The organism is Nocardioides sp. Soil_C_8 (assembly GCF_057656315.1).
Map to the genome: position 1 here is coordinate 895,143 of NZ_JBDGKQ010000001.1, position 24,331 is coordinate 919,473.

Below are 24,331 nucleotides of genomic sequence, written 5' to 3' on the forward strand. Positions count from 1 at the left end.
TGAGACGTGTGGGACATTCCGGGTTATCGTCGACCGGTGCTCCGACGTGTCGCGGTCCTCGCGCTCCCCCTGCTGCTCGCCACCTCCCTCGCGCCCTCCCTCGTCCCTGCGGCGAGCGGCGAGGCGCCCTCGGCCCGCAAGCGCGCGACGCCGCAGGTCGCGCTCTCGTCCTGGAGCACCTATCGCGACCTCAAGGCCGGCAAGCGCGCGGGCCTCAAGCTCGGCCGGGGCCAGGTCTCCCTGCTCGGCGCCAAGCCGCGGACCGTCGCCGGCAAGGCCTACGAGGCCGGCACCTGGACCTCCCCGTGGGCCACGCCCGGCTTCGGCGCCACCGCGATCATCCCGTCGTGGGAGGCGACCACCCCCGGCCGCACGCTGGTGCGCGTGGAGCTGCGGGCGCAGGACGCCAGCGGCCGCACCGGCACCTGGGACACCGTGGCCGACTGGGCACGCACCAACCGGCCGATCCCCCGGCGGACCTACTCCGGCCAGACCGACGACCTCGGCCGGGTCAGCGCCGACACCTGGTTCGCCGCCTCCGCCGTGACGTCGTACCAGCTGCGCGTCACGTTGATGCGACCGAAGGGCTCGAGCAAGGCCGTCAGCCTCGAGCGGGTCGGCGCCGTCGCCTCCGCCGACGCCTCGGCACCCCGTGCCACCTCGCAGCCCGGGCCGGCGGCCGGCACCGTGCTGCCGGTGCCGACGTACTCCCAGATGGTGCACAGCGGCCACTACCCCGCGTGGGGCGGTGGCGGCGAGGCGTGGTGCTCCCCCACCTCGCTGGCGATGGTGCTCGCCTACCACGGCATCTCCCCCACCCCCACCGGCATCGCGGCCGGCCACACCGACGCCGTCGTCGACCACACCGCCAAGATGGTCTACGACAACGGCTACCGCGGCACCGGCAACTGGGCCTTCAACACCGCCTACGCGGCCACGCTCGTCGGCGGCGACTCCTACGTCACGTGGATGCACGGGCTGCGCGAGGCCGAGGACTACATCGCCGCGGGCGTGCCGCTGATCGTCTCGATCGCCTTCGGCCGCAACCAGCTCGCCGGCGCCCCCATCTCCGCCAGCAACGGCCACCTGCTCGTCGTCGTCGGCTTCGAGGCCGACGGGGACGTCGTGGTCAACGACCCGGCGGGGGCGTCCAACGCCGAGGTCCGCCGCGTCTACGACCGCGCCCAGTTCGAGCGGATCTGGATCGCCGCCTCCGGCGGGACGGCGTACGTCGTCCGCAACAGCTGATAGCGGGGGCTCCCGGCTCGCCCTGAGCGAGCCGGCGCTCCCCGATCCGCTCGTCCACAGGCGGCGGTCCACGGGTGTACGGCGCTCCGCGTCGGGCATCGGATGCCCATGGACCCGACACCCGTCCTCATCGACCTCCTGCGCGCCCAGGACGGCGTGGTGAACAGGCGTCAGCTGCGGGAGCTGGGCGTGACCAAGCCCCAGGTCGAGACCCTGCTGCGCCGACGCTTCCTCGTGGCGATGCACCCCGGCGTCTACGTCGACCACACCGGCACCCCGAGCCACGCTCAGCGGTGCTGGGCCGCCGTGCTGTACGCCGAGCCGGCGGCGCTGGCCGGGCGTCACGCCCTTCCCGACCCGCCGACATCAGCGTCCGAGCCCATCGAGGTCGCCATCGACTGGACCCGCCGGGTGCGCACCCGGACCGGCATCCGTGTCGTCCGGATGCGCGACCTGGACGCACAGGTGAGCTGGAACCGCATGCCGCCGCGGGTGCGCCTGGAGACGGCGGCCATCATCGCATCCGACCGGGCTCGAACCGATCTCGAGGCGATCGCACTGCTGTGCCGGCTCGTCGGTTCCCGTCGGACGACTGCGGCGCGCCTGTCCTCGAGCCTGTCTGCCCGTCCACGGCACGCGCGCCGGCGGCTGGTGGCCGCGCTGGTCGACGACCTGGCCGCAGGTACGCACTCCGTGCTCGAGCACGGATTCCTCGACCGGGTGCTGCGCCCGCACGGCCTCCCGCTGCCTGCCCGCCACCAGGCACTCGCTTCCGGCCGCCGCGGCACGGAGTACCGCGACACCTTCTTCGAAGAGCTCGGCGCCCACGTCGAGCTCGACGGCGGCCACCACGACGGCAGCACGCAGAAGGACGACGACGCGGACCGCGACCTGCAGGACATCGCCGACGGGCTCGTGGCGCCGCGGCTGCGCTATGCCCAGGTCTTCGGCTGGCCGTGCCGCACGGCCCGGCTGCTGGCCGCGTTCTTCGCGCTGCGGGGCTGGCAGGGCGTCCCACGTCCGTGCTCGCCCGCCTGCGAGGTCGGATCGGGGACTTCCGGCTCGCCCTGAGCAAGCCGGCGTTCCCCGATCTGCGAGGGACCGCTCAGCCGGCGCTGAACTCGACGGTGTGCCACCCGGTCGCGCCGTCGGGGTCGGGTGACCGTACGACGCTGGTCTGGGTCTGGCCGTCCGTGCCGGTCGCCCGGACCCGGACCTCGTGGTCACCCTTCGGCACGTCGATCGTCACCTTCCACTGCACCCACGTGTCCACGGACGGCACGCCGCCGAGCTCGGCTCGGGTCCACGGGCCGCCGTCGACCTGCACCTCGACGTGGTCGATGCCCGTGTGCTGGTGCCAGGCCACGCCGCCGAAGGACACCGGTCCGGCCGCGACGTCGTCGCCCGCGCGCGGGACGTCGATGCGCGAGGCGATCTTCACCGGCCCCTCGGCCGACCAGCCCCGGGTCGTCCAGTAGCCGGTCGACCGCGCGAACGTGCTGACCTCGAGGTCGACGACCCACTTGGTGGCCGACACGTAGCCGTAGAGGCCGGGGACGATCGTGCGGACCGGGAAGCCGTGCTCGATGGGCAGGGGGCGGCCGTTCATCGCCACGGCGAGCATGGCGTCACGGTCGTCGGTGAGGGCCTCGAGCGGGGTCGCGCAGGTCCACCCGTCGTGCGAGGTCTGGAGCACGCAGTCGGCCTCGTCGGACACCCCGAGACCGGCCAGCAGGTCGGCGACGCGGATGCCGCTCCAGCGGGCGTTGCCCACCAGCCCGCCCCCGACCTCGTTGCTCACGCAGCTCAGGGTGATCCACGACTGCGTCATCCGGCGGGCGACGAGGTCGGAGTAGCTGAGGGTGAGCTCGCGGTCGACCATGCCGTGGATGCGCAGCGACCAGTCCTCGGGCTCGATGGTCGGCTTCGCGATGGTCGTGTCGATGAGGTAGAAGTCCTCGTTGGGCGTCTGCCACGGCGCGATGCCGGGCAGGCCGACGGAGGTGCTCGCGGGCGCCTGGCGCCGCGTCACTCCAGGGATGCGGAGCAGCCGGCGGCTCGCCTCGACGTGCCGCCGTCCAGCTCCCACCACGCGCCCCGCGACCGCGATGCCGACCGCCGCGATCGACACGCCCCCGGCGACCATGAGGAACACCCGGCGCTCGCGCGGCTCGAGGTCGGGCCGTCGCCGTCCCCGCTCGAGGGCGTCGTCGAGCGCGGACTGCAGCGCCACCCAGGTGAGCAGGCCGACGGCCACCGGCAGGGCGTCGACGGCCCCGGCGCCCCGCTGGCTGAGGACGGCGACCAGCCCGACCCCGGCGAGCGGCAGCCAGACGAACAGGGGCCGGTACCAGCCGCCGCGGGCCAGGAGGCCCGCCAGCGCGAAGAGACCCAGGAGCAGGAGGAGGACGACGCCGACGAGGAACGGCTTGTCGGACGTGCCGAGCACCGCGATGGCGCGCTCGGCGACCGGTCCTGGGGTCAGCCGGATGACCCCCTCGGCCACGGCGACCACCGGCGCCTCCCGGATGGTGAGCACCATCGCGGTCGCATAGCTCGTCGCGAGGCCGGCAAGACCGGCCAGCACCCCGGCAAGCACCCAGGGAGCACGGCGAGCGGTCACGCCTCCATTGTGACGGGCGTCCGGCATGATGCCGACGTGACCTCCCCCTTCCCCACCCCGCAGATCGGCATCGGCACCGACGTGCACCGGCTCGTCGCCGGCGTCCCCATGCACCTGGCAGGCCTGGCCTGGCCGGACGAGCCGGCGGGCCTCGAGGGTCACTCCGACGCCGACGTCGCCGCCCACGCGGCCTGCGACGCGCTGTTCTCGGCCGCGGGGCTCGGCGACCTGGGCAGCAACTTCGGCACCTCCGCCCCCGAGTGGGCCGGAGCCTCGGGCGCCGCGCTGCTCGAGGAGACCGCCCGCCGCGTGCGTGCCGCGGGCTGGGAGATCGGGAACGTCGCTGTCCAGGTCATCGGCAACGTGCCGCGCCTCGGGCCGCGCCGCGACGAGGCCGTCGCGGCACTGACCGCCGCGCTCGGCGCCCCGGTCAGCCTGTCCGCCACGACCACCGACGGCCTCGGGCTCACCGGCCGCGGCGAGGGCGTGGCGGCGATCGCCACCGCGCTCCTCACCCGCTGAGGCGGCCCGCGTGTCCATCGCTGTCGTCATCCTCGCGGCCGGCTCGGGCAGCCGGGTCGGCGCCGAGGTCAACAAGGTCCTGCTGCCGCTGCGGGGAGTCCCGGTGCTGGTGTGGTCGGTGCGCGACGCGCTCTCGCTCCCCGACGTACGCCGTCTCGTGCTCGTCGTGCGCCCGGAGGACCGCTCCGCGGTCGAGTCGGCCGTCGCCCCCCACCTCGGTGACCGGGAGGTGCTGGTCGTCGACGGCGGCGCGTCGCGTCATGCCTCGGAGTGGGCCGCCCTGCGGGTGCTGGCCGCCGACGTCGAGTCGGGCGAGGTGGACGTCGTGGTCGTCCACGACGGCGCGCGGCCGCTGGCGGGGCGCGCCCTGTGGGAGGCCGTGGTCACCGCCGCCCGCGAGGTGGGTGGCGCCATCCCGGTCGTCCCGGTGACCCACCTGCTCCACCACGACCAGCGGCTCGTGAGCGAGCGGGTCGGTGGGGTGCAGACGCCCCAGGCCTTCCGCGCCGACGAGGTGCTGGCGGCCTACCGGGCGGCGTCGGCCGACGGCTTCGAGGGCACTGACACCTCGGCGTGCGTCGCCGCCTACCGCGGCGTCGACGTCGCGGCCGTCCCCGGCAGCCCGCTCAACCTCAAGGTCACCTTCCCCGAGGACGTCGCGCTGGCGGAGGAGCTCAGCCCGACCGCGTCGTGAGGGCGTCGAGGAGGCGCAGGTCGTCGGGCGAGGCCACCCGGCGGCCCTCCGGCGGCGCCTCGAGCGTCTCGACCGGGTGACCCGCGGCGGCCAGGTCGGCGACCGCCCTGGCGAGGTCGGACGACGGCCGCTGCGCCAGGGAGGCCAGCACAGCGGCGGGGACCACGAGGGGTGAGGCGACGGCCGCCAACGCGTCGCGGTCGAGCGTCTCGCGGACGACCGGTCCGGCTCCGGAGTCGGCGACCACCTTGACGGTGTCGGTCACCGGGCGGACGCCGGCGACGGGACGCCCGGTCGTACGGGCGTGGTCGAGGCAGGCGGCGAGGAACGCCGGCGGGGTCATCGGGCACAGGGCGTCGTGCAGGACCAGGTCCTCCCCGGACTCGACGAGCCCCTCCCAGGAGACCGTCGCGTCGACGAGGTCGACCCCGGACTCCCCCAGCGCCCAGGCGGCGCACGCCACGAGCGCCTCACCGTGGATCAGCGCGTAGGGCAGGGCGCCACGGTCCTCGTCCAGAACGAGACCGAGGCCCCGGGGAACGTCGTCCCAGGGGCCTCGACCGGAGTCGTCCACGCTCAGGAGGCGAGCACCTCGTCCAGCATGGCCTCGGCCTTGTCCTCGTTGGTCTTCTCGGCGAGCGCGAGCTCGGAGACCAGGATCTGGCGGGCCTTGGCGAGCATCCGCTTCTCGCCCGCGGAGAGGCCGCGGTCACGCTCACGGCGCCACAGGTCGCGCACGACCTCCGACACCTTCATCACGTCGCCGGAGTGCAGCTTCTCCAGGTTTGCCTTGTAGCGGCGCGACCAGTTGGTCGGCTCCTCGACGTGGGCCGCACGCAGCACGTCGAAGACGCGGTCGAGGCCCTCCTTGTCGACGACGTCGCGGACGCCGACCAGATCGAGGTTGCAGGCCGGGACGCGCACGACCAGGTCCTGCTGAGCGACAATCCTGAGGACGAGGTACTGCCGGTCCTCTCCCTTGATCGTCCGCATCTCGATGTCCTCGATGACCGCGGCCCCGTGATTGGGATAGACGACCGTTTCGCCAACGGTGAAAGTCATATGTTCAGTTCCCCTTCCTAGGTGAACATTCTAACACGGGTTCGAGACACCTCCAGCCGCGTTTGCGCAGGTCAGAGGCCATATCCGGGCTTGACAAGACACGTGTTGCTGTGGTGTGCGCCCCCTGCCGGTCCCCTGCTCGGCCATACTGCGGCCCATGCTCCGGGCCCAAGCGCTGCCCCCGTCGCTGCTCCTCGTCCGGGCAGCCCACCCACGCCAGGCGATCGCCACCGCGGCCGCGCTGGGCACCTCGGCCGCCGTCGCCGGGCGCCCGCTGCGAGAGGTCGCCCTCGTCGCCGCCACGGTGCTGGTCGGCCAGTCGATGCTGGGGTGGACCGACGACCTCACCGACCGGGAGCGCGACGCCCGACGACGCCCCGACAAGCCGCTGGCCTCGGGGCGGCTCGACCCCGGCACGGTGTGGTTCGCGCTCACCTGCGCGTTCCTGCTGGTCGTGCCCCTCGCCGTGGCCAACGGACGCCGCGCCGGGGCGACGTACCTCGCGCTCCTCGTGGTGTCCGCGGTCGGCGACCGGTTCCTCCACGCGCGGGCGTTGTCGTTCCTGCCGTGGATGGCGAGCTTCGCGCTCTACCCCGCGTTCCTCGCGTACGGCGGCTGGGGCGGGGTCGGCTCCCCGACGCCGCCCACACCAGTGATGATCGCCCTGGCGGCGGCGCTGGGACTGGGCGTCCACGTGCTCCTGGCCCTGCCCGGTCTCGTGGCCGACCACGAGGAGGGCGAGAAGTCCTTCCCGATGCTGGTGGCGCTGCGCACCGGCACCCCGCGGCTCCTCCTCCTGGCGAGCGTGTGGACGGGCGTCGTCGTCGTCGTGATCCTCATCGCAGGGCGGACCGTCGGACTGACCTGAGCCGACGCTAGGCTGTCCGCCATGCGACTCCGATCCCTCGCGACCGCCGCCGCGGTCGTCGCTCTCGCCGTTCCGTTGACCTCGTGCGGGTTCAGCTACGCCACCGAGCGCGACTACACCCCCGCCGGCGGGGCCAACAACCGCGAGGGCGTGGTCGACGTGCTCTCCGCTGTGGTGGTCTCCGGGGCCGAGGGGTCGGGGACCTTCGTGGCATCGCTGTCCAACAACGACGACGTCGACGAGCAGAGCCTCACCGCCATCACCGGGGAGTCCGGCACCGACGGGGCGACCATCCAGGCCGCCGAGTTCGAGCCCGTCACCGTCCCGGCCGACGGGCTGGTCAACCTGGCCGAGCCGCCCGCCGACATCGTCCTGACCGGCGAGTTCACCGCGGGCGACTTCGTCCCGCTGTCCCTCGACTTCGGCAACGGTGAGCGGGTCTCGTTCAACGTCCCCGTCGTCCCCGACGACTTCGGCTACTGGGAAGGCATGGACGCCTCATGACGCACACGCTCGTCCTGCTCCGCCACGGCGAGAGCGAGTGGAACGCCAAGAACCTGTTCACCGGCTGGGTCGACGTCGACCTGACCGACAAGGGTCGCGCCGAGGCGGTACGCGGGGGCGAGCTCCTGGTCGAGGCCGGCCTGCTGCCCGACATCGTGCACACCTCGCTGCAGCGCCGCGCGATCACCACCGCCCACCTGTCCCTCGACGCCGCCGACCGCCACTGGATCCCGGTGAAGCGCTCGTGGCGGCTCAACGAGCGCCACTACGGCGCACTCCAGGGCAAGGACAAGAAGCAGACCCTGGCCGAGTTCGGCGAGGAGCAGTTCATGCTCTGGCGCCGCTCGTTCGACACCCCGCCGCCGCCGCTCGACGACTCCTCGGAGTTCTCCCAGGCAGCCGACCCGCGCTACGCCGACCTCGGTGACGAGCTGCCGCGCACCGAGTGCCTCAAGGACGTCATCGCACGCTTCCTGCCCTACTGGGAGGCTGAGATCGTGCCGGACCTCCAGTCCGGCCGGACCGTCCTCGTGGCCGCCCACGGCAACAGCCTCCGGGCCCTGGTCAAGCACCTCGACCAGATCAGCGACGAGGACATCGCGGGCCTCAACATCCCCACCGGCATGCCGCTGGTCTACCGCCTCGACGACGACATGCGCCCCACCGTCGCCGGTGGCGAGTACCTCGACCCCGAGGCCGCCGCGGCCGCTGCCGCAGCCGTCGCCAACCAGGGTCGCTGAGCAGCTTCCGCCGCCGTGGCGGTGGCCCACCCACATTCCGATCAGCCGGAATGCAGGTCCGGCACCGCCCGGGCGCGCGCCGTCGTACGACACGCCGGCGAGCGGTGGCCCACCCACATCCCGGGCCTCCGGAATGTGGCTCAGGCACCGCTCGACGGAGAGGAAGCAGCGGCGTACGTCAGTCGCGCGGGGGCAGGTCGCCGGTGACGACGAAGACGACCCGGTTGGCGACCGAGACGGCGTGGTCGGCGATCCGCTCGTAGTAGCGGCCGAGCAGGGCGATGTCGACCGCGGCCTCGACGCCGTGCTGCCAGTCGGTGGAGAGCAGCTCGGTGAAGCTGCGGCGGCGCAGCTGGTCCATCACCTCGTCGTCGCGACCGAGCTCGATGGCGGCCTCGACGTCGCGGTCGACGATGATGTCGCGCACGCGGCGCACCATGTCCTCGGCCGTGTCGGCCATCAGCTCCATGGTGGGACGTAGCTCGTCGGGCACCGCCACGGAGGGCACGCGCAGGCGGGCGATCTTCGCGACGTGGACCGAGAGGTCGCCCATCCGCTCGAGCTCGCTGACCATCCGCAGGGCCGAGACGATCATCCGCAGGTCGCCGGCCACGGGCTGCTGGAGCGAGAGCAGCGCGAACGCGGTGTCGTCGACCCGCTCGCGGGCGGCGTCGATCGCCTTGTCGTTGCTGATCACCTGGTCGGCGGTGTGCACGTCGCCGCTCAGCAGCGCCTTGGTGGCCTCGCGCACGGCGACCTCGACCTGCCCGCAGATGTCGGACAGGTCGGCGAAGATGCCGTCGAGCTGGTCATGGAAAGCCTCACGCATGTCGCGCACTGTAGGCAGCCCAAGCGAACAGACGTACGCACTCGATGAACGAGGGGTGAACACTCCGTGCCGCCCGTCCATCCGGCCAGGACGCCCCTCGCCGATGCGTACGATGTGAGCGTGGATCCGACGACGCAGGCTGCCCTGGCCGCGCTCGTCGGAGCCATCGTGGCGGGCGGCGCGGTCCTCGCCTGGCACATCAGCGACCGCCAGCGCCACACGGTGCCCGAGGTGGAGCCACCCGTCGTCCAGGCGGGCGTCGCGGCCGTCCTGAGCATCCTGCGCTCGAGCGCGGTCGTGGTCGACGAGTCCGACCACGTGCTCAAGGCCTCGGCGCCGGCGTACGCCTTCGGGCTGGTGCGCGGCGACACCGTCCTGGTGCCCGAGCTGCTCGACCTCATCGCGCAGGTGCGCCGTGACGGGCAGATCCGCGAGAGCGACCTCGACATGCCCGCACCCGACGGTGGGTTCACCCGCACGCTCACCGCGCGCGTCGCGCCGCTGGGAGCCCGGCTGGTGCTGGCACTGGTCGAGGACCGCACGCGGGAGCGCCGCGTGGAGGCGGTACGCCGTGACTTCGTGGCCAACGTCAGCCACGAGCTCAAGACCCCCGTCGGCGCGATCCGGCTGCTCGCGGAGGCGGTCACCGATGCCGCCGACGACCCCGAGGCCGTCCAGCGCTTCGCCGGGCGGATGCTCACCGAGAGCGACCGGCTCTCCAAGCTCGTGCAGCAGATCATCGAGCTCTCCCGGCTCCAGGGACACGACCCGCTCGAGACGCCCGTCATGGTCGACCTCGACGCCGCGGTCGCGACCGCCGTCGACACCAGCGCGATGGAGGCGGCCGCCAAGCAGATCTCCGTGGAGTCGCGTGGCGAGACGGGCCTCGAGGTCTTCGGCTCCCAGGAGCAGATCGGCGCGGCGGTCAGCAACCTCGTCGCCAACGCGGTCGCCTACTCCAACGCGGGCTCGCGCGTCGTCGTCACGACCCGCTCCGAGGGCGAACAGGTCCAGGTCTCCGTGGTCGACCAGGGCATCGGCATCCCCGCCGAGGACATCGACCGGATCTTCGAGCGCTTCTACCGTGTCGACCCGGCCCGCCACCGCTCGACGGGCGGCACCGGCCTCGGCCTCTCGATCGTCAAGCACGTCGCGGCCACCCACGGGGGCGACATCTCCGTGTGGTCGGTGCAGGGGCAGGGCTCGACCTTCACCCTCACCCTCCCCCGCAGCTCGGGGCCGGGCCAGGCCACCGGCAGCACCACCACCCCGGTCGAGGTCGTCGCACCCGCGCGGCCCCGGACCGGCACCGATCCCGCACCACGCAGAGCACAGCAGGAGACCAACACATGACCCGCGTACTCGTCGTCGAGGACGAAGAGAGCTACAGCGACGCCCTCGCCTACATGCTCCGCAAGGAGGGCTACGAGGTGGCGATCGCCGCCGACGGCAACACCGCCCTCACGGAGTTCGACCGCTTCGGACCCGACATCGTCCTGCTGGACCTGATGCTCCCGGGGATCCCCGGCACGGAGGTCTGCCGGCAGATCCGGCAGACGTCGTCGGTCCCGGTGATCATGGTCAGCGCCAAGGACGACGAGGTCGACAAGGTCGTGGGGCTCGAGCTCGGGGCCGACGACTACGTCACCAAGCCCTACTCCCCGCGCGAGCTGGTCGCCCGCATCCGCGCCGTGCTGCGCCGCGGCCAGGAGCCCGAGCTCATGCCCGACACCCTCGAGGCCGGCCCGGTCCGGATGGACGTCGAGCGCCACGTCGTCACGGTCGACGGGTCGGAGCAGCGGCTTCCGCTCAAGGAGTTCGAGCTGCTCGAGATGTTCCTGCGCAACCCCGGCCGCGTGCTCACCCGCGGCCAGCTCATCGACCGCGTGTGGGGCTCGGACTACGTCGGCGACACCAAGACGCTCGACGTGCACGTCAAGCGGCTGCGCGCCAAGCTCGAGCCCGACCCGGGGGAGCCGAAGTACCTCGTGACCGTCCGCGGGCTGGGCTACAAGCTGGACCTCTGACCGGAGGGAGGCTACGTGGCGGCGGGATGTCGGCGTACGACGTCCGAAATGCGCTGGCGACCGGTCATGACCGTACCTAGCCTTGACTTGTGACGACCACGACCCAGACCGCCGCGAGCCGACCCACCACCACCTCACCCGCCCCGTGGCTCCCGGTCGCGGCCGGCGCGGTGACGCTGGTCATGTGGGCCTCGGCGTTCGTGGTGATCCGGCACGTGGCCCACGACGTGAGCCCGGGCGCCCTCGGGTCGGGTCGCCTGCTGGTCGCGGCGCTGGTGGTCCTGCCGCTCGTGCTGCGCCGCGGGTGGGTGCGCCCGACCCGTCGTGAGTGGACCCTGCTGGCAGCGGGCGGCATCGGCTGGTTCGGCGTCTACAACCTGGCCCTCAACGCCGGCGAGCGCCACGTGGACGCCGGAACCGCCGCGATGATCATCCAGGTCGGACCCGTCATCGTCGCCCTGCTCGCCATCCCGCTGTTCGGCGAGCGGATGCACGCGTGGCTGCTGGGCGGCATGGTCGTCGGCTTCGCCGGCGTCGCGGTCATCGCCCGCGGGTCGTCCACCGACGCCGACGCCAGCCTCCTCGGCGTCGGCCTCGTGATCGTCGCCGCCGTGATGTACGCCGTCGGGGTGCTGACCCAGAAGGTCCTGCTGCGCCGCCTGCCGTCCGTGCAGGTCGTGTTCGTGTCGTTCCTGATGGGCGCGCTCATCTGCCTGCCCTTCTCGGGCGACCTGCCGGGCATCGTCGCCGACGGGGGCGCCGAGCTGTGGTGGATCGTCTACCTCGGCGTCTTCCCCACCGCCGTCGCCTTCACCACGTGGGCCTACGCGCTCACCCACACCGACGCCGGGGCGCTGTCGCTGACGACGTTCCTGGTGCCTGGCATCGCCACGCTCGTGGCGTGGTTGACGATCGACGAGGTGCCGCCGACGCTCAGCTTCGTGGGCGGCGCGCTGGCCATCGTCGGTGTGCTGATGACGCGCCGCAAGCCGAGGACGCGTGACCGGGTCTCGTGACAGGCGCCGGGGCGCCTTCCTCGACCAGCGGGGTTGCTAGGCCTCGAGCCAGCCGCGGAAGGCCTCGAGGTTGCGGGTCGACTCGCCCCGGGAGATCCGCCACTCCCACTCCTTGCGGATGGAGGTGGCGAACCCGAGCTCGAGGATCGCGTTGAACGACTCGTCGGCGTTGGCCAGCACGGAGCCGAGGATGCGGTCGAGCTCGTCGGGCTCGACGGAGGCCAGTGGCAACCGCGCCTCGAGGTAGATGTCGCCGTGGCGGTCGACGGCGAACGAGACGGCGTACATCCTGAGGTTGCGCTCCAGCAGCCAGCGGTGCACCCGCGGGTGGTTCTCGTCGGGGTTGCGGCACACGAAGGCGTGCACCCCCAGCGCGTGGGCGCCGACGTCGAGGCGCACGGGCGTCTGCAGCTTCTTCTCCCCCGGGAGCGTGAGGGAGAAGCTCGCGCCCTCGACGCCCTCGCGGCTGGTCTCCTCGTGCTCGATGTCGTTGGCGGCGAGGTAGTCGCGGACGACGTCGACGGCCGTCGCGGTGGCGGGCGAGGAGGGGCTGCTCATGAGGCCATCTCAGCACGCATGCGTCCGCTGGCACGCTCGTACGCCGCGAGGGTGCGCTCGGCGGTGCGCTCCCACGAGAAGTCCTGGGCGTGCGCGACGGCGCCGCGGCCGAGGCGGGCCACCAGCACCGGGTCGTCGATCAGGCGGCGCAGGCTGGCGGCCCAGTCCCGGGGCTCGTGGGTGTCGACGAGCAGGCCGCTCACCCCGTCGCGCACCACCGTGGTGAGCCCGCCGACCGCGGCGGCCACGACGGGCGTGCCGGTCGCCTGCGCCTCGACGGCGACGAGCCCGAACGACTCGTTGTAGGACGGGACCGCGACCGCGGTGGCGGCCGAGGTCCACACCGCCAGCTCCGACTGGCTGACCGGCGGGACGAACCGCACCACGTCGTCGATGCCGAGGCCGCTCGCCAGGTCGGCCAGCGCGGTGGGGTGCTCGAGCCCGGAGCCGGACGGTCCGCCCACGACGGGCACGACGAGCCGGTGCCGCAGGGACGGGTCCTGCTCGAGCAGCACCGCGACCGAGCGGAGCAGCACGTCCGGCGCCTTGAGCGGCTGGATCCGGCCGGCGAACAGCAGCACCGCCGCGTCCGCGGGCAGGCCGAGCTCGCGGCGGGCCTCCGCCCGACCGCGGGGGGCGAAGACGGACAGGTCGACGCCGGGGTGGATCACCTCGACGCAGTCGGGGCTGGCGTCGTAGAGGTCGATGAGCTGGCGGGCCTCGGTGTCGGTGTTGGCGACGAGGAGGTCGGCGGCCTCCACGACCTGCTCCTCGCCGATCACGCGGGACACCGGCTCGGGGGTGTCGCCGTCGGCCAGCGCCTCGTTCTTGACCTTGGCCATGGTGTGCATCGAGTGCACGAGCGGCACGTTCCACCGGTCCCGGGCGAGCGCGCCGACCTGGCCGGAGAGCCAGTAGTGGGAGTGCACCGCGTCGTAGTGGCCGAGAGGCTGCATCGCCTCGGTGCGGAGCACCTCGCGGGCGAAGGTGCAGAGCTGGCCGGGGAGCTCACCCTTGGTCAGCCCCTCGAACGGTCCGGCGGCCACGTGGCGCACGAGCACGCCGTCGGCGGCCTCGACGACCTGCGGGAGCGAGGAGGAGGTGGCCCGGGTGAAGACGTCCACCGCGATGCCCTGGGCTGCCAGGCGACGGGAGAGCTCGATCACGTAGACGTTCATGCCGCCCGCGTCGCCGGTCCCGGGCTGGTCCAGCGGTGAGGTGTGCAGGCTGATCATCGCGACCCGCTCGCCCACGTTGCCTCCTCGGTACCCTCGACTGCGTGCCCCGGTCAGGGCACCTCAGGCACAACCCCGGAAAGCCTCCCGGGATTCCCTCGAGGATCCCGTGGGTCAGCGGGCGTGCGCGCCGGCCGGGCGACGTGCGGCCGAGCGGCCGCGGACACGCGACAGGGCGAGGCCGCCGAGGAGGACGGCCACGACGCCCCACGAGCCGTCGTACCACGCAGTGCCGGCGGGGCGGAACGCCTCGACGACCGACAGCGCCAGGAGGGCGGACGCCACCGCGACGACGGCGCGCACGCCCATCGCGTCGCCCTTGACGAGCGTGGTGCCGAAGACGGCGGAGGCGCCCATCAGGCACACGTAGCCGGCGACGTGCAGGACGTCGAGGAGGAGGCCGTCACCGCCGCCGAGCAGCGCGTGCAGGATCCACAGCACGCCGCCCAGGAGAGCGAGCGGCGCGGCGAGCTTCGCAGGAGGCATCGGACGAGTGTGCCACGTCTCACCCCGACGGGTGGCCTCGGGATGGTCAGGCCGTCCGCTCAGGGCTCGTCGGTGCCTTGGTGGAAGCGCTGCTGCCACTGCCCGCCGGCGCGCACCCAGAGGCTGCTGCGCAGCGTCGACCGGTCGTCGGCGAGCGCACGCCAGAGCAGCAGGATCGTGTCGCGGTCGACCCGCTCGACCGACACCACGTCGAGGCTCACCTGATCGATCGGGCCGACCTCGGCGAGCAGGTCGTCGCGGGTCCACAGCCGGCCCGAGCGACCGACCTCCTGCCACTCGGGGTGGAGCAGCGCCGCGACCGCGGCCCGGTCGCCGCGCACCTCGTCGGTCAGCAGCGCCCGCTCCATCGCGACGACGTGCTGCTCGTCGGTGGCCGGCACCTCGCCCTCGAGGTCGCTGAAGAGGTCCGGCTCCTCCTCGACCTGTCCCACCGCGGCGTCGGGGTGGGAGACGCTGCTCCCGACGAAGCCGGGGCCTGCGTCGGGCTCGACGCCGCGCTGGTACGCCGACGCCGCAGCGTTGGCGCGCCTGTCGGCCGCCTCGTTGAGCTCGTGGCCCGCGTGACCCTTGACCCACTCGAACCGGACCCGGTCGCGCCGGCCCTCCATGGCGGCGTCGAGCGCCTTCATCAGCTCGACGTTGAGCACGGGCTTGCCGTCGCTCTTCTTCCAGCCCTTGCGCTTCCAGCCCGGCATCCACTTGGTGACCGAGTCGATGACGTACTTGCTGTCGCAGAACACGTGCAGCTCGTCGTCGACGTGCGCGGTCTGCTGGAGGAGGTCGAGGACCGCCATCAGCTCGCCCATGTTGTTGGTGCCGCGCGGCCAGCCCCCGGACGCCCAGCAGTCGTCGTCGACGTACCACGCCCAGCCGGCCGGGCCGGGGTTGCCGAGTGCCGAACCGTCAGCCGCCGCGATGATCACGGGGACATATTGGCAGGATGGGTGCATGAGCGCCGACAGCCCCCAGACCCGTACCGCCGTCGTGACCGGCGCCTCCAGCGGCATCGGTGCCGCGACGGCCCGCGCCCTGGCGGCGCAGGGCTTCCGCGTCGTCTGCGCCGCACGCCGCACCGACCGCATCGAGGACCTCGCCGCCGAGATCGGCGGCGAGGCGATCACCTGCGACATCACCGACCAGGCCTCGGTCGACGCGCTCGCGGCGGCGGTACCGACCTGCCACGTGCTCGTCAACAACGCCGGGGGCGCGGTCGGGGTCGACCGGGTCGACGGGGCCGACGTGGACGCCTGGCGCTGGATGTACGACGTCAACGTCCTCGGGCTGGTGCGCGTGACCAAGGCGCTGCTGCCCGCGCTGCGCGCCAGCGGCGACGCGGTGATCGTCAACGTCGGGTCGACGGCGGGGCGCTGGGCCTACGAGGGCGGCGCCGGCTACACCGCCGCCAAGCACGGCGTGAAGGTGGTGACCGAGACGCTGCGGCTCGAGCTCAACGGCGAGCCGGTGCGCATCAGCGAGGTCGCCCCCGGCATGGTCCGGACCGACGAGTTCTCGCTCGTGCGGTTCGGCGGCGACCAGGAGCGCGCCGACGCGGTGTACGCCGGTGTCGACCAGCCGCTGCTGGCCGAGGACGTCGCCGACGCCATCGCCTGGGTGGCCACCCGGCCCTCGCACGTCGACATCGACGAGCTCGTGATCAAGCCCCGTGCCCAGGCTGCGGCACACAAGGTGCACCGCAGCTGAGTCGTGGAAGACTGCCGCGCGTGAAGACCATCGGACTCGTCGGCGGGATGAGCTGGGAGAGCAGCGCGGCCTACTACCGCGACCTCAACCTCGGGATGCGCGAGCGGCTCGGCGGGCTGTCGTCGCCGAGGCTGGCGTTGACGACCGTCGACTTCGCCGAGGTCACCCACCTCGAGGACGAGGAGAAGTGGGACCAGGTCGGTGTGCTCCTCGCCGACGCCGCGCGCGGCGTCGAGCGGGCGGGCGCCGACTTCCTGCTGCTGTGCACCACCACGTTCCACAAGGTCGCCGTCCAGGTCCAGGAGGCGGTCGGCATCCCGCTGCTCCACCTCGGTGACGTCGTCGCTGAGGCGGTCACGGCAGCGGGGGTCGAGACCGTCGGCCTCATCGGCACCAAGGTCGCCATGTCGGAGTCGTTCTTCGTCGACCGCCTCCAGGGCCACGGCCTGTCTGTCGTCGTGCCCGAGGCGTCGCACCACGACCTCCTCAACGACGCGATCTACGAGGAGCTCGTGCACGGGGTCGTGCTGCCCCGCACGCGCAGCCGAGTCGTGTCGATCATCGAGGAGCTGTGGGACGCCGGCGCCGGTGGCGTGCTGCTCGGGTGCACCGAGCTCGAGCTGCTGGTGAAGCAGGCAGACGTCGAGCTGCCGGTGTTCCCCTGCACGACTCTGCACGTCCAGGCCGCGCTCGACGCGGCGCTCGGCTAGGGGTTTCGTGACGGTCGCGGCGCGACCTCCTCAACCAGCGGGCAGCGGCACGGCGTGGGCCGTCGCGAGCCAGCGCAGGCTCGTCCACGCCGGCGAGAGCAAGTCGGTCGCGCCGGCCGACGCCGGCAGTCCGACCCGGAGCACCTCCGAGCGGGCGCCCTCGGTGCTGACCAGCAGCCCGTCCCCGGCGAGCGCGACGCCCTCACCCTGGTCCTGGTCGGGCAGCGTCCACGACTCGACGCCCTGCCACGACGGGAACGCCGACAGGTGGGCCGAGGAGTAGGTGCGCATGACCACCCCTCCCCCGCCCGGCAGGAAGGTGGCGTCGGTGACGATGCCCGGTGCCTGGCCGACCTCGGTCAGGGTGTTGGTGCGGTCGGCTCGCAGCCGCTGCGGGGCGGCGTACACCGTGCCGGAGAAGACGCCCTTGGTGATGACGAAGAGCCGCCCGGTGACGGGGTGGCTGACCAGGGCCTCGGCGTCGTGCGACCCGTCGGGGTAGGCGAGGTCGTAGGCATCGGGCACGACGTCGCGGTCGCCGCGTCCGACCGGCACCCGGAGCACCGACACCGAGTCGCGGGCGTGCCGGTTGTCGCCGATGTCGGCCACCCACACGTGGCCGGGGCCGGCGGGCGCGAGCGCCTCCACGTCCTCGGGGTCGGTCGCCCAGGTGGTCACGCCGACGGTGGCGCCGGTGGCGGGGTCGACGGCGAAGACGCGTGCAGAGTCACCGGAGTCGTTGGTGGTCACCACCAGGCCGGCGTCGCGCCCGGGACCCGGCAGCACCACGAGCCCGCTCGACTCGACGATCTCGGGGTCCTGGAAGCGGAACGCCGGGTGGTCGGCGGCTCCCGGCGCGCCGGCGGCCGCCCCCAGCAGGAAGGGGACGGCGACGAGCGCCCCGAGGGCGACGCGGCGACGGTCAGCCATGCCCGAGCAGCTCGCCGAGCCGGGGACGGACGCCCCACGCGGCGAGCAGGTCGTCGTACTCGCGGGCCGCGTCGGAGCCGTCGGCGCCCGTGCGCACCGCACGCAGGAGCGTGTTGCGCGGGGTGTGGGCGCTCTCGACGAACTCGACGACGTCGACGCGGTAGCCCTCGCGGCGCAGCAACGCGGCGCGCAGGGCGTCGGTGAGCGTGTCGGCGAAACGCTCGCGCAGGATGCCGTGGCGGGTGAGCATCGCGTAGGGCTCGGGCACGTCGGCGGTGCGGAGCTGGGCGGCGATGTCGTGGTGGCAGCACGGTGCGGCGAGGACCAGCGGGGCCTCCCACTCCAGCGCCCGGCCGAGGGCGTCGTCGGTCGCGGTGTCGCAGGCGTGCAGGGCGAGCACGACGTCGGGCGCCTGCTCGAGGCGGGCGTCGGCGATCGAGCCGACGACGAAGTCGGCGTCGATGCCCAGGTCGGCGGCGACGCGCGCGTTGTGGTCGGCGGACTGCTGCTTCACGTCGACGCCGGTGACCCGCACCGGGAAGCGGTCGGAGAGAAAGGCGTGGGCGGCGAACGAGAGGTAGGCGTTGCCGCAGCCGAGGTCGACCACCCGCAGCGGGTCGTCGGCGGTCGGGGTGCGCACCCGTCCCTGGGCGACGGCCTCGGTGAGGCTCGCGTCGAGGAGCCGGACGAACTCCTCCACCTGGCGGTACTTCGCCTGCCGGGTGGGCTTGACCCGTCCCTGGGCGTCGCTGATCCCGAGGGCGACGAGCACCGGGTGGTCCTCGGCGAGTAGCCGGTCCTTGGACCGGTCGTGGCCACGGAACGGCGCGACCTCCTCCGCGCGGTTCGCGGTGTGCAGCAGCGGCACGCCCTTCTTCGTCACCCGCAGCTGGTGGGTGGCGGTGGCGGTGTCGACGTGCCAGTTGCCGAACGGCTCCGTGAGCAGCGCGTCGACCGCGGCCTCGGCGGCCTCGCCGACGAGGTGGTTGGTGGTGTGCGCCTGCGTGGCGTCGTACGACGTCACCTGCAGGTGGCGCCCGGCCCGCAGGTCCACGACCCGCACCTCGACCCGACGGACCTCGCGACCCTCCACGACCGGGACCGGTCGGCCCTTGCGCCGCCCGCTCGCGAGCGCGCGCACGAGGTGGTCGGCGTCGAGGATCGCCGAGCGGACGGTGGCGAGCTCGTCACTCACAGGACGGCGGCGAGGACGACGATGAGGATGAGTGCCCCCAACGCCACCGGGATCACGAGTCGGCGGTGGCGGGGGTTCATGCCCCTCATCCTAGTGACCGGGGCGGCGCCCGCTCATTCCTCGCGGCACGTCACCAGTGCTCGAGCGACTCCCGGAAGACGGTCGCCAGGTGCTCGGCGGTGACGTCGACGGGCGCGGTGGCGAGCAGGCGTTGCTGCTTGAGCGCGCCCTCGACCAGGTCGTCGATCTCGGACTCCCCGAAGCCGAGCTCGGCGAGGCCGCTCGGCAGGCCGACGTCGCGCATGAGCCCGCGCAGCACGTCGGGGAGGGGCTCTCCGGTGCCGCCGAGGATCTCGGCCGCACGGCGGTGCCGCTCGGGCGCGGCGTCGTGCAGGAGCGCGAAGGCGGCGGGCGCGGTCATCACGACCGCCATCCCGTGCGGGACGATCGGCTCGTCGGCGGGGTAGCCCTCGGGCCGGTAGTCGCGGACCCGGCCGGCGATCGGGTAGGCGCACGCGTGGGGCACGTGGACGCCGGCGTTGCCGAAGCCCAGCCCGGCGAAGGTGGCGGCGAGGGCCATCTGCTCGCGCGCCTCGGCGTCGGACCCGTCCTGGACGGCACGTCGGAACGCCCCGGCCAGGAGGGACAGCGACTTCTCGGCCCACATGTCGGCGATCGGGTTGGCGCCGCAGTAGGGCACCCGCTGCTCGGGCTGCTTGGCGTCGAAGTCGGCGAACCAACGGGCCGTCCAGCTCTCGAGCGCGTGGCAGAGGATGTCCATGCCCGCCGACGCCGTCACCATTGCCGGCTGCGTCATCGTGAGGTCGGGGTCGACCACGGCGAGGGTGGGCCGCAGCCGGGCGTGGGAGATGCCGGTCTTGACCGCGAGGGCCAGGACGTCGAGCACGCAGATGGTCGTCGACTCCGCGCCGGTGCCGGTGGTCGTCGGCACGGCGACGAGCGGCAGGAGCGGGTGCTCCGGCGCCCGGCCGCCGCCGACCGGCGCGTTGACGTAGTCCATCAGCTCGCCCGGGTTGGTCAGCATCAGGTCGACCGCCTTGGCGGTGTCGATCGACGAGCCGCCGCCCACTGCCACCACGGCGTGGAACGGCCCTGCCTCGCGGGCCGCGGCGATGGCCGCCTCCAGCGAGGCGTCGGTCGGTTCGACGCGCGCCCCGGGGTAGACGACCACGTCGAGGCCGCGGGACCGCATGCCGTCGGCGATCCGGTCGGGGTGGCCGGTGGCCGCGACGCCGGGGTCGGTGACGAGCAGCACCCGCCGCTCAGTGCCGGGGACGTCGCGGCACAGCTGGTGGACGTCCCAGCCGATCTCGTCGCTGGCGCCGCGGCCGAACTTGAGGCCGGGCGCGGCGTAGGTGAAGACGGTCTCAGTCACGGTCTGCTCCCAGTGCGTAGGTGACGACGTCCAGCACATCGACCTGGCCCGAGACGATGCCGGCCGTGGGCACCCACGCGACGGCGTCGGTGGTGCCGTCCACCTCTACCACCCGGGGCTCGCCGTCGGCGACGGTGGCCCGGTAGAGGAGGTGCACGCCGTGGTAGTCCTCGATGCGTCCCGACGGGGCGGTGCCGGCGAAGTGCGTGTCGTGCACGCCGAGGAGCACGCCGACCTCGCACGCCAGGCCGCACTCCTCCTCGACCTCCCGGGCCAGGGCGAGCGACGGGTGCTCGCCGTGGTCCACGCCCCCGCCGGGCAGCGTCCACCGTCCGGGGTGCGCCGCAGTCGACGAGAGGCGGGTCAGCAGCACCTCGTCGCGCCCTGCGGCACAGCGGGTGACGAGGGCGTACGCCGCGACGCGCTGCAGCCGGAAGGGCTGGTGGTCGACGAGGGCCTCGGTCACCACCGACGACACCGGGACGACGCCCGAGGCGACGTCGTCGAGCGCCTTCCAGGCCGCCTCGATCGTGGAGCCGTCGACCTCGACCACCCGTGGGACGGGCGCGTCCGGCGGCACCCAGCCCTCGTAGACCAGCCGGATCGCGTGGGCGTCGACGAGCTGCCCGTCGCGCGGCGCCCGGGGCATGTGGGCGCTGTAGACACGGGCCCGGTCACCCACGGTGGCGTCGAGGCCCGTCTCCTCCTGCACCTCGCGGATCAGGGCGTCGCGCGGGTCCTCGCCGTGGTCGACGCCACCGCCCGGGAGGGTCCACAGCTCGGAGCGTGAGACCCGCGGCGCGAGGCGGCTCAGCAGGATCTCGACCCGGCCGCCGCGCTCGCGGAGGATGACGGCGTACGCCGCCACCCGCTGTCGCCTCGGCAGGGATCCCATGCCTCCAACCTAGTGAAGTACGGTGAGCGCCGTGCCCCCCGCGTCCCGAGATCCGTGGCTCGACAACGTCAAGATGGTCCTGATCACGCTGGTCGTCGTGGGCCACTCGATCGGGCTCGTCGAGGACACGGCGGGCAGTCACTGGGTCTACGACTTCATCTACCTGTGGCACATCCCGGCCTTCGTGTTCATCAGCGGCTACCTCTCGAAGTCCTTCGAGTGGGACCGCCGCCGGATGAAGAACCTGGTCTACACCCTCCTGATCCCCTACCTGCTCTTCGAGCCGGCGCTGTTCTACTACCGCCGCGAGGTGGTCGGCGAGGGCGTCACCGGCCCGCTGTGGATCGAGCCGCACTGGACCATGTGGTACCTGATCGTGCTGCTGATGTGGCGCCTGATCACGCCGATCCTCAAGCTGCACTGGCTGTTCCTGCCGCTGTCGGTGATCGTCAGCCTGGTCGGCGGGGTCTGGGACACCGAGGCGCTGATGATCCCGCGGTTCCTCGGCCTGCTGCCGTTCTTCGTGCTCGGCCTGCACCTCAAGCCCCGCCACCTCGCGCACCTCGACGACGTGTGGGTCAAGGTCGCGGCGGTGCCGATGCTCGTCGGCATCGGCATCATGGCGCTCTACACCGACACCTGGGCGGAGTCGGCGCTGCTCTGGTACGACACCGGCTACTCCGAGATCCCGATCGACAACGAGATCGTCTTCCAGACCCGGCTCACGGTCATGATGGTCGGCCTGCTCGGCACCTTCTCCGCGATGTCGCTGGTGCCGCGGCGCAACCTCGGCTGGTTCACCACGATGGGCACGGCCACGATGGTCATCTACCTGTTCCACGGCTTCGTCATCAAGACGTTCCTGGCGCTCGGCTGGCCCGACTTCACCGCCGCCTACCCGACGCTCGGCCTCGTCCTCACCGTCGTCGGCGCCATCGGCCTCACGTTCTTCCTGGCGTGCCCGCCCGTGCGGAGGGTGCTCGAGCCGTTCACGAACCCGCTCGGCTGGCTGGAGGCGCGCCGCAAGCGGTCCAGGCCTACCTCGGCCCCCACGTCGGCCTGATCGCGGCGCGCGGCACCACGTCGAGGTGCGCGGCCTCGGCCCGGGTGGGCGCGTGCCCGCCCAGGTGTGCGGGGTACCACGGGGCGTGCTCGCCGGGCTGCGGCCGGTGGTGTGCCAGCCGCTGGAGCTCCTCGAGCTGCTCGCTGAGCACCGCGCCCAGCCGGCACGTCCAGGCGGTGAGGTCCTCGTCCGGGGCAACCGTGAGCGGCGGTCCGAAGCTGACGTCGATCCGGCGGCCCCGGGTGAGGTCCGGGCGCGGTTCGCGACCGCGCTCGTCGGGCATGCCGACGGACCAGACCCGCTGCGCACCCCACAGCGCCACCGGGACGACCGGGGCACCGGTCTCGCGGGCCAGGCTGGCCACCCCGCGCATCAGCGAGCGGACGGTGTAGGAGTAGCTGATCCCCGCCTCGGGGAACGCGCACACCGCCTCGCCGTCGCGCAGCAGCCGACGCGCCACGACGTACGCCCCCGCAGGGGCCTCGCGGTCGACCGGGACGTGCCGCATGGCGGTCATCGCACGGCCAACGCCGGGCACCTGCCAGACGTCGTGACGGGTCATGAAGCGGATGTAGCGGCCCGAGGAGCGGGCGGCGTCCTGCACGAAGACGAAGTCGGGGTACGACACGTGCGTGGCCGCGAGCAGCACGGGCCCCTCGGTCGGCACGTGCTCGGCCCCCAGCCCGGTGACCTGCATGCCGAGGGCACGCATGCCGGTCCGACCGAGCGCGACGGCCGCCCGGTAGGTGCGCTCGCGGCTCACGCGAAGGGTGGCCGGGCGTCGCGCGCCATCGACCGGCGACCGGCCCAGCGCCAGACCCGTGCCGCGCGGTCGCGGTCGGCGTCGTCGACGAGGTTGCCCATCCAGCGCAGGGCCAGCGTCATCAGCCAGTCCGAGCGCATCCCGGCCGGCCCGAGCGCGGCCACCACCTTGGGCTGCGTGGCGATCCCGGCGAGCCGGCGGGCGATCGAGAACGCCTCGCCGTAGTGCTCGACCAGCGTCGAGCGCCAGGCCTCGCCGAGGCCGGTGCCGCTCGCGATGTGCTCGGCGACGAGGCGGCCGGTCTCGAGGCCGTAGTCGATGCCCTCGCCGTTGAGCGGGTTGACGCAGGCGGCGGCGTCGCCGATGAGGGCCCAGTTGGGGCCGGCGACGTTGCTGACCGCGCCACCCATCGGCAGCAGTGCCGAGGTCGGCATCCGCAGCTCGCCCGAGAGGCCGAAGTCCGCGCCGATGGTGTCGGCGTAGGTCTGCATGAGCGGCTTGATGGCGACCTCCGCCGGCCGCCTGCTGGTCGCCAGGGTGCCGGCGCCGAGGTTCACGGTGCCGTCGCCGAGCGGGAAGATCCAGCCGTAACCCGTCACCAGCTCGCCCTGCTCGTCGCGCAGCTCGAGGTGGGAGCTGATCCAGGGGTCGTCGCTCATCTCCGAGTCGACGTAGGAGCGACCCGCCACGGCGTAGACGGTGTCGCGGTGCCACTCGCGCCCGAGCAGCTTGCCCAGCGGCGAGCGGACGCCGTCGGCCACGACCAGCCACCGGCACGCGACCTCGTAGGTGCCCTCGGCGTCGCGCAGCTCGACCGCCGCCACGCGCTCGCCGTCACGTCGTACGCCGACCGCGCGGGCGCCGTCGACGGCCCGCGCCCCGCTCTTGATCGCCACCGTGCGCAGGTGGTCGTCGAGCTCGGTGCGGGCGACCGCCGAGCCCCAGTCGGGCAGCGATCCACCCGGCCACGGCAGCAGCAGGGTCTGGCCGAAGCCGTGGGCCCGCAGCCCCTCGTTGACGGTGTGGGCGCGCAGCCAGTCCTCGAGGCCGAGCTTCTGCATCTCCCCGATCGCGCGCGGGGTCAGGCCGTCGCCGCAGGTCTTGTCGCGCGGGAACGTCGCCGCGTCGGCCAGCACGACGTCGAGCCCGGCGCGGGCTGCCCACGCGGCGGCTGCCGAGCCCGCAGGGCCGGCGCCGACGACGAGCACGTCGGTCGAGGTGGGACGCGAGGAGGGGGTCGTCACG

At 73.2% G+C, this 24,331-nt stretch carries 27 protein-coding genes; 13 read left to right on the forward strand and 14 right to left on the reverse strand.

The genetic code is table 11. From position 1 onward, the window contains the following. The first annotated feature begins 36 nt into the window (after positions 1–36). Both AC3A3L_RS04400 and AC3A3L_RS04405 read left to right on the forward strand, forming a co-directional pair. Positions 37–1,248, forward strand: coding sequence for a C39 family peptidase (locus AC3A3L_RS04400; RefSeq protein ID WP_487638807.1), 1,212 nt, complete (start codon positions 37–39; stop codon positions 1,246–1,248). Between the two features lie 108 nt (positions 1,249–1,356). Next, complete coding sequence (locus tag AC3A3L_RS04405; protein WP_487638808.1) at positions 1,357–2,319, forward strand: hypothetical protein; 963 nt, start codon at positions 1,357–1,359, stop codon at positions 2,317–2,319. A gap of 34 nt (positions 2,320–2,353) precedes the next feature. Here the strand turns inward: AC3A3L_RS04405 and AC3A3L_RS04410 are convergent, their stop codons facing one another. After that, positions 2,354–3,871: a molybdopterin-dependent oxidoreductase gene (locus AC3A3L_RS04410; RefSeq protein WP_487638809.1), complete on the reverse strand. Its 1,518-nt coding sequence runs from the start codon at positions 3,869–3,871 to the stop codon at positions 2,354–2,356. Between the two features lie 36 nt (positions 3,872–3,907). On the opposite strand from AC3A3L_RS04410, the gene ispF reads away from it, so the two are divergent. Beyond that, positions 3,908–4,393: a 2-C-methyl-D-erythritol 2,4-cyclodiphosphate synthase gene (ispF, locus tag AC3A3L_RS04415; protein ID WP_487638810.1), complete on the forward strand. Its 486-nt coding sequence runs from the start codon at positions 3,908–3,910 to the stop codon at positions 4,391–4,393. A gap of 10 nt (positions 4,394–4,403) precedes the next feature. Continuing rightward, the gene (locus AC3A3L_RS04420) at positions 4,404–5,087 is read left to right on the forward strand and encodes an IspD/TarI family cytidylyltransferase (protein WP_487638811.1); all 684 of its coding nucleotides are present in this window, start codon (positions 4,404–4,406) and stop codon (positions 5,085–5,087) included. On the opposite strand, the gene AC3A3L_RS04425 is transcribed toward AC3A3L_RS04420, so the two are convergent. Together AC3A3L_RS04425 and AC3A3L_RS04430 are read right to left on the reverse strand one after the other, a co-directional pair. Next, a complete protein-coding gene (locus AC3A3L_RS04425; RefSeq protein ID WP_487638812.1) occupies positions 5,068–5,661 on the reverse strand; it encodes a 2-C-methyl-D-erythritol 4-phosphate cytidylyltransferase in 594 nt (197 codons plus the stop codon). The two genes, AC3A3L_RS04420 and AC3A3L_RS04425, sit on opposite strands and share 20 nt — an antisense overlap. 2 nt (positions 5,662–5,663) lie before the next feature. Then, complete coding sequence (locus tag AC3A3L_RS04430) at positions 5,664–6,149, reverse strand: CarD family transcriptional regulator (RefSeq protein ID WP_056602200.1); 486 nt, start codon at positions 6,147–6,149, stop codon at positions 5,664–5,666. A gap of 157 nt (positions 6,150–6,306) precedes the next feature. On the opposite strand from AC3A3L_RS04430, the gene AC3A3L_RS04435 reads away from it, so the two are divergent. Genes AC3A3L_RS04435 through AC3A3L_RS04445 form a run of 3 tightly spaced genes read left to right on the forward strand, consistent with a single transcriptional unit; the run spans position 6,307 to position 8,261 of the window. Next, positions 6,307–7,017 carry a UbiA family prenyltransferase gene (locus tag AC3A3L_RS04435; protein WP_487638813.1) on the forward strand — a complete coding sequence of 237 codons (711 nt, stop codon included), beginning with the start codon at positions 6,307–6,309 and terminating at the stop codon, positions 7,015–7,017. Between the two features lie 21 nt (positions 7,018–7,038). Further along, positions 7,039–7,521, forward strand: a complete 483-nt coding sequence (locus AC3A3L_RS04440; protein WP_487638814.1) for a copper chaperone PCu(A)C — start codon at positions 7,039–7,041, stop codon at positions 7,519–7,521. Next, positions 7,518–8,261: a phosphoglyceromutase gene (locus AC3A3L_RS04445; RefSeq protein ID WP_487638815.1), complete on the forward strand. Its 744-nt coding sequence runs from the start codon at positions 7,518–7,520 to the stop codon at positions 8,259–8,261. Before AC3A3L_RS04440 ends, AC3A3L_RS04445 begins: the two co-directional genes overlap by 4 nt. Before the next feature lie 178 nt (positions 8,262–8,439). On the opposite strand, the gene phoU is transcribed toward AC3A3L_RS04445, so the two are convergent. After that, a complete protein-coding gene (phoU, locus tag AC3A3L_RS04450) occupies positions 8,440–9,090 on the reverse strand; it encodes a phosphate signaling complex protein PhoU (protein WP_487638816.1) in 651 nt (216 codons plus the stop codon). A 120-nt stretch (positions 9,091–9,210) separates the two neighbouring features. Between phoU and AC3A3L_RS04455 the strand changes: the two genes are divergently transcribed. The 3 genes from AC3A3L_RS04455 (at position 9,211) to AC3A3L_RS04465 (ending at position 12,133) form a co-directional block, all read left to right on the forward strand. After that, complete coding sequence (locus tag AC3A3L_RS04455) at positions 9,211–10,443, forward strand: sensor histidine kinase (protein ID WP_487638817.1); 1,233 nt, start codon at positions 9,211–9,213, stop codon at positions 10,441–10,443. Further along, on the forward strand, positions 10,440–11,117 hold the full coding sequence (locus AC3A3L_RS04460; protein ID WP_487638818.1) for a response regulator: 678 nt from the start codon (positions 10,440–10,442) through the stop codon (positions 11,115–11,117). Before AC3A3L_RS04455 ends, AC3A3L_RS04460 begins: the two co-directional genes overlap by 4 nt. Positions 11,118–11,206: 89 nt before the next feature. Continuing rightward, on the forward strand, positions 11,207–12,133 hold the full coding sequence (locus AC3A3L_RS04465) for a DMT family transporter (protein WP_487638819.1): 927 nt from the start codon (positions 11,207–11,209) through the stop codon (positions 12,131–12,133). A gap of 36 nt (positions 12,134–12,169) precedes the next feature. Here the strand turns inward: AC3A3L_RS04465 and AC3A3L_RS04470 are convergent, their stop codons facing one another. From AC3A3L_RS04470 to AC3A3L_RS04485, 4 genes are all read right to left on the reverse strand, one after another. Next, the gene (locus AC3A3L_RS04470; RefSeq protein ID WP_487638820.1) at positions 12,170–12,691 is read right to left on the reverse strand and encodes a type III secretion system chaperone family protein; all 522 of its coding nucleotides are present in this window, start codon (positions 12,689–12,691) and stop codon (positions 12,170–12,172) included. Further along, positions 12,688–13,944: a D-inositol-3-phosphate glycosyltransferase gene (gene mshA / locus AC3A3L_RS04475; RefSeq protein WP_487638821.1), complete on the reverse strand. Its 1,257-nt coding sequence runs from the start codon at positions 13,942–13,944 to the stop codon at positions 12,688–12,690. The genes AC3A3L_RS04470 and mshA overlap by 4 nt, the downstream gene beginning before the upstream one ends. A 96-nt stretch (positions 13,945–14,040) precedes the next feature. Further along, the gene (locus AC3A3L_RS04480) at positions 14,041–14,412 is read right to left on the reverse strand and encodes a hypothetical protein (protein ID WP_487638822.1); all 372 of its coding nucleotides are present in this window, start codon (positions 14,410–14,412) and stop codon (positions 14,041–14,043) included. A gap of 59 nt (positions 14,413–14,471) precedes the next feature. Then, positions 14,472–15,356: an RNase H family protein gene (locus AC3A3L_RS04485; RefSeq protein ID WP_487638823.1), complete on the reverse strand. Its 885-nt coding sequence runs from the start codon at positions 15,354–15,356 to the stop codon at positions 14,472–14,474. A 25-nt stretch (positions 15,357–15,381) separates the two neighbouring features. Here AC3A3L_RS04485 and AC3A3L_RS04490 point away from each other — a divergent pair, with 25 nt between their 5' ends. Both AC3A3L_RS04490 and AC3A3L_RS04495 read left to right on the forward strand, forming a co-directional pair. Then, a complete protein-coding gene (locus AC3A3L_RS04490; RefSeq protein ID WP_487638824.1) occupies positions 15,382–16,134 on the forward strand; it encodes an SDR family NAD(P)-dependent oxidoreductase in 753 nt (250 codons plus the stop codon). A gap of 20 nt (positions 16,135–16,154) precedes the next feature. Then, positions 16,155–16,844, forward strand: coding sequence for an aspartate/glutamate racemase family protein (locus AC3A3L_RS04495; RefSeq protein ID WP_487638825.1), 690 nt, complete (start codon positions 16,155–16,157; stop codon positions 16,842–16,844). Positions 16,845–16,874: 30 nt separating this feature from the next. On the opposite strand, the gene AC3A3L_RS04500 is transcribed toward AC3A3L_RS04495, so the two are convergent. The 4 genes from AC3A3L_RS04500 to AC3A3L_RS04515 all read right to left on the reverse strand — a co-directional run bounded on the left by AC3A3L_RS04500 (position 16,875) and on the right by AC3A3L_RS04515 (position 21,260). Further along, complete coding sequence (locus tag AC3A3L_RS04500) at positions 16,875–17,774, reverse strand: hypothetical protein (RefSeq protein WP_487638826.1); 900 nt, start codon at positions 17,772–17,774, stop codon at positions 16,875–16,877. Further along, positions 17,767–18,969, reverse strand: coding sequence for a class I SAM-dependent methyltransferase (locus AC3A3L_RS04505; protein WP_487638827.1), 1,203 nt, complete (start codon positions 18,967–18,969; stop codon positions 17,767–17,769). The genes AC3A3L_RS04500 and AC3A3L_RS04505 overlap by 8 nt, the downstream gene beginning before the upstream one ends. Positions 18,970–19,099: 130 nt before the next feature. Then, the gene (locus AC3A3L_RS04510; RefSeq protein WP_487638828.1) at positions 19,100–20,365 is read right to left on the reverse strand and encodes a hydroxyacid-oxoacid transhydrogenase; all 1,266 of its coding nucleotides are present in this window, start codon (positions 20,363–20,365) and stop codon (positions 19,100–19,102) included. After that, entirely contained in the window at positions 20,358–21,260 is a 903-nt protein-coding gene (locus tag AC3A3L_RS04515) for an NUDIX domain-containing protein (RefSeq protein WP_487638829.1), read from the reverse strand. The genes AC3A3L_RS04510 and AC3A3L_RS04515 overlap by 8 nt, the downstream gene beginning before the upstream one ends. Positions 21,261–21,291: 31 nt before the next feature. On the opposite strand from AC3A3L_RS04515, the gene AC3A3L_RS04520 reads away from it, so the two are divergent. Then, on the forward strand, positions 21,292–22,323 hold the full coding sequence (locus AC3A3L_RS04520) for an acyltransferase family protein (protein ID WP_487638830.1): 1,032 nt from the start codon (positions 21,292–21,294) through the stop codon (positions 22,321–22,323). Here the strand turns inward: AC3A3L_RS04520 and AC3A3L_RS04525 are convergent. Continuing rightward, positions 22,298–23,086: a lysophospholipid acyltransferase family protein gene (locus tag AC3A3L_RS04525; RefSeq protein ID WP_487638831.1), complete on the reverse strand. Its 789-nt coding sequence runs from the start codon at positions 23,084–23,086 to the stop codon at positions 22,298–22,300. The two genes, AC3A3L_RS04520 and AC3A3L_RS04525, sit on opposite strands and share 26 nt — an antisense overlap. Next, positions 23,083–24,330, reverse strand: coding sequence for a geranylgeranyl reductase family protein (locus AC3A3L_RS04530; protein ID WP_487638832.1), 1,248 nt, complete (start codon positions 24,328–24,330; stop codon positions 23,083–23,085). Before AC3A3L_RS04530 ends, AC3A3L_RS04525 begins: the two co-directional genes overlap by 4 nt. Position 24,331: the final 1 nt, after the last annotated feature.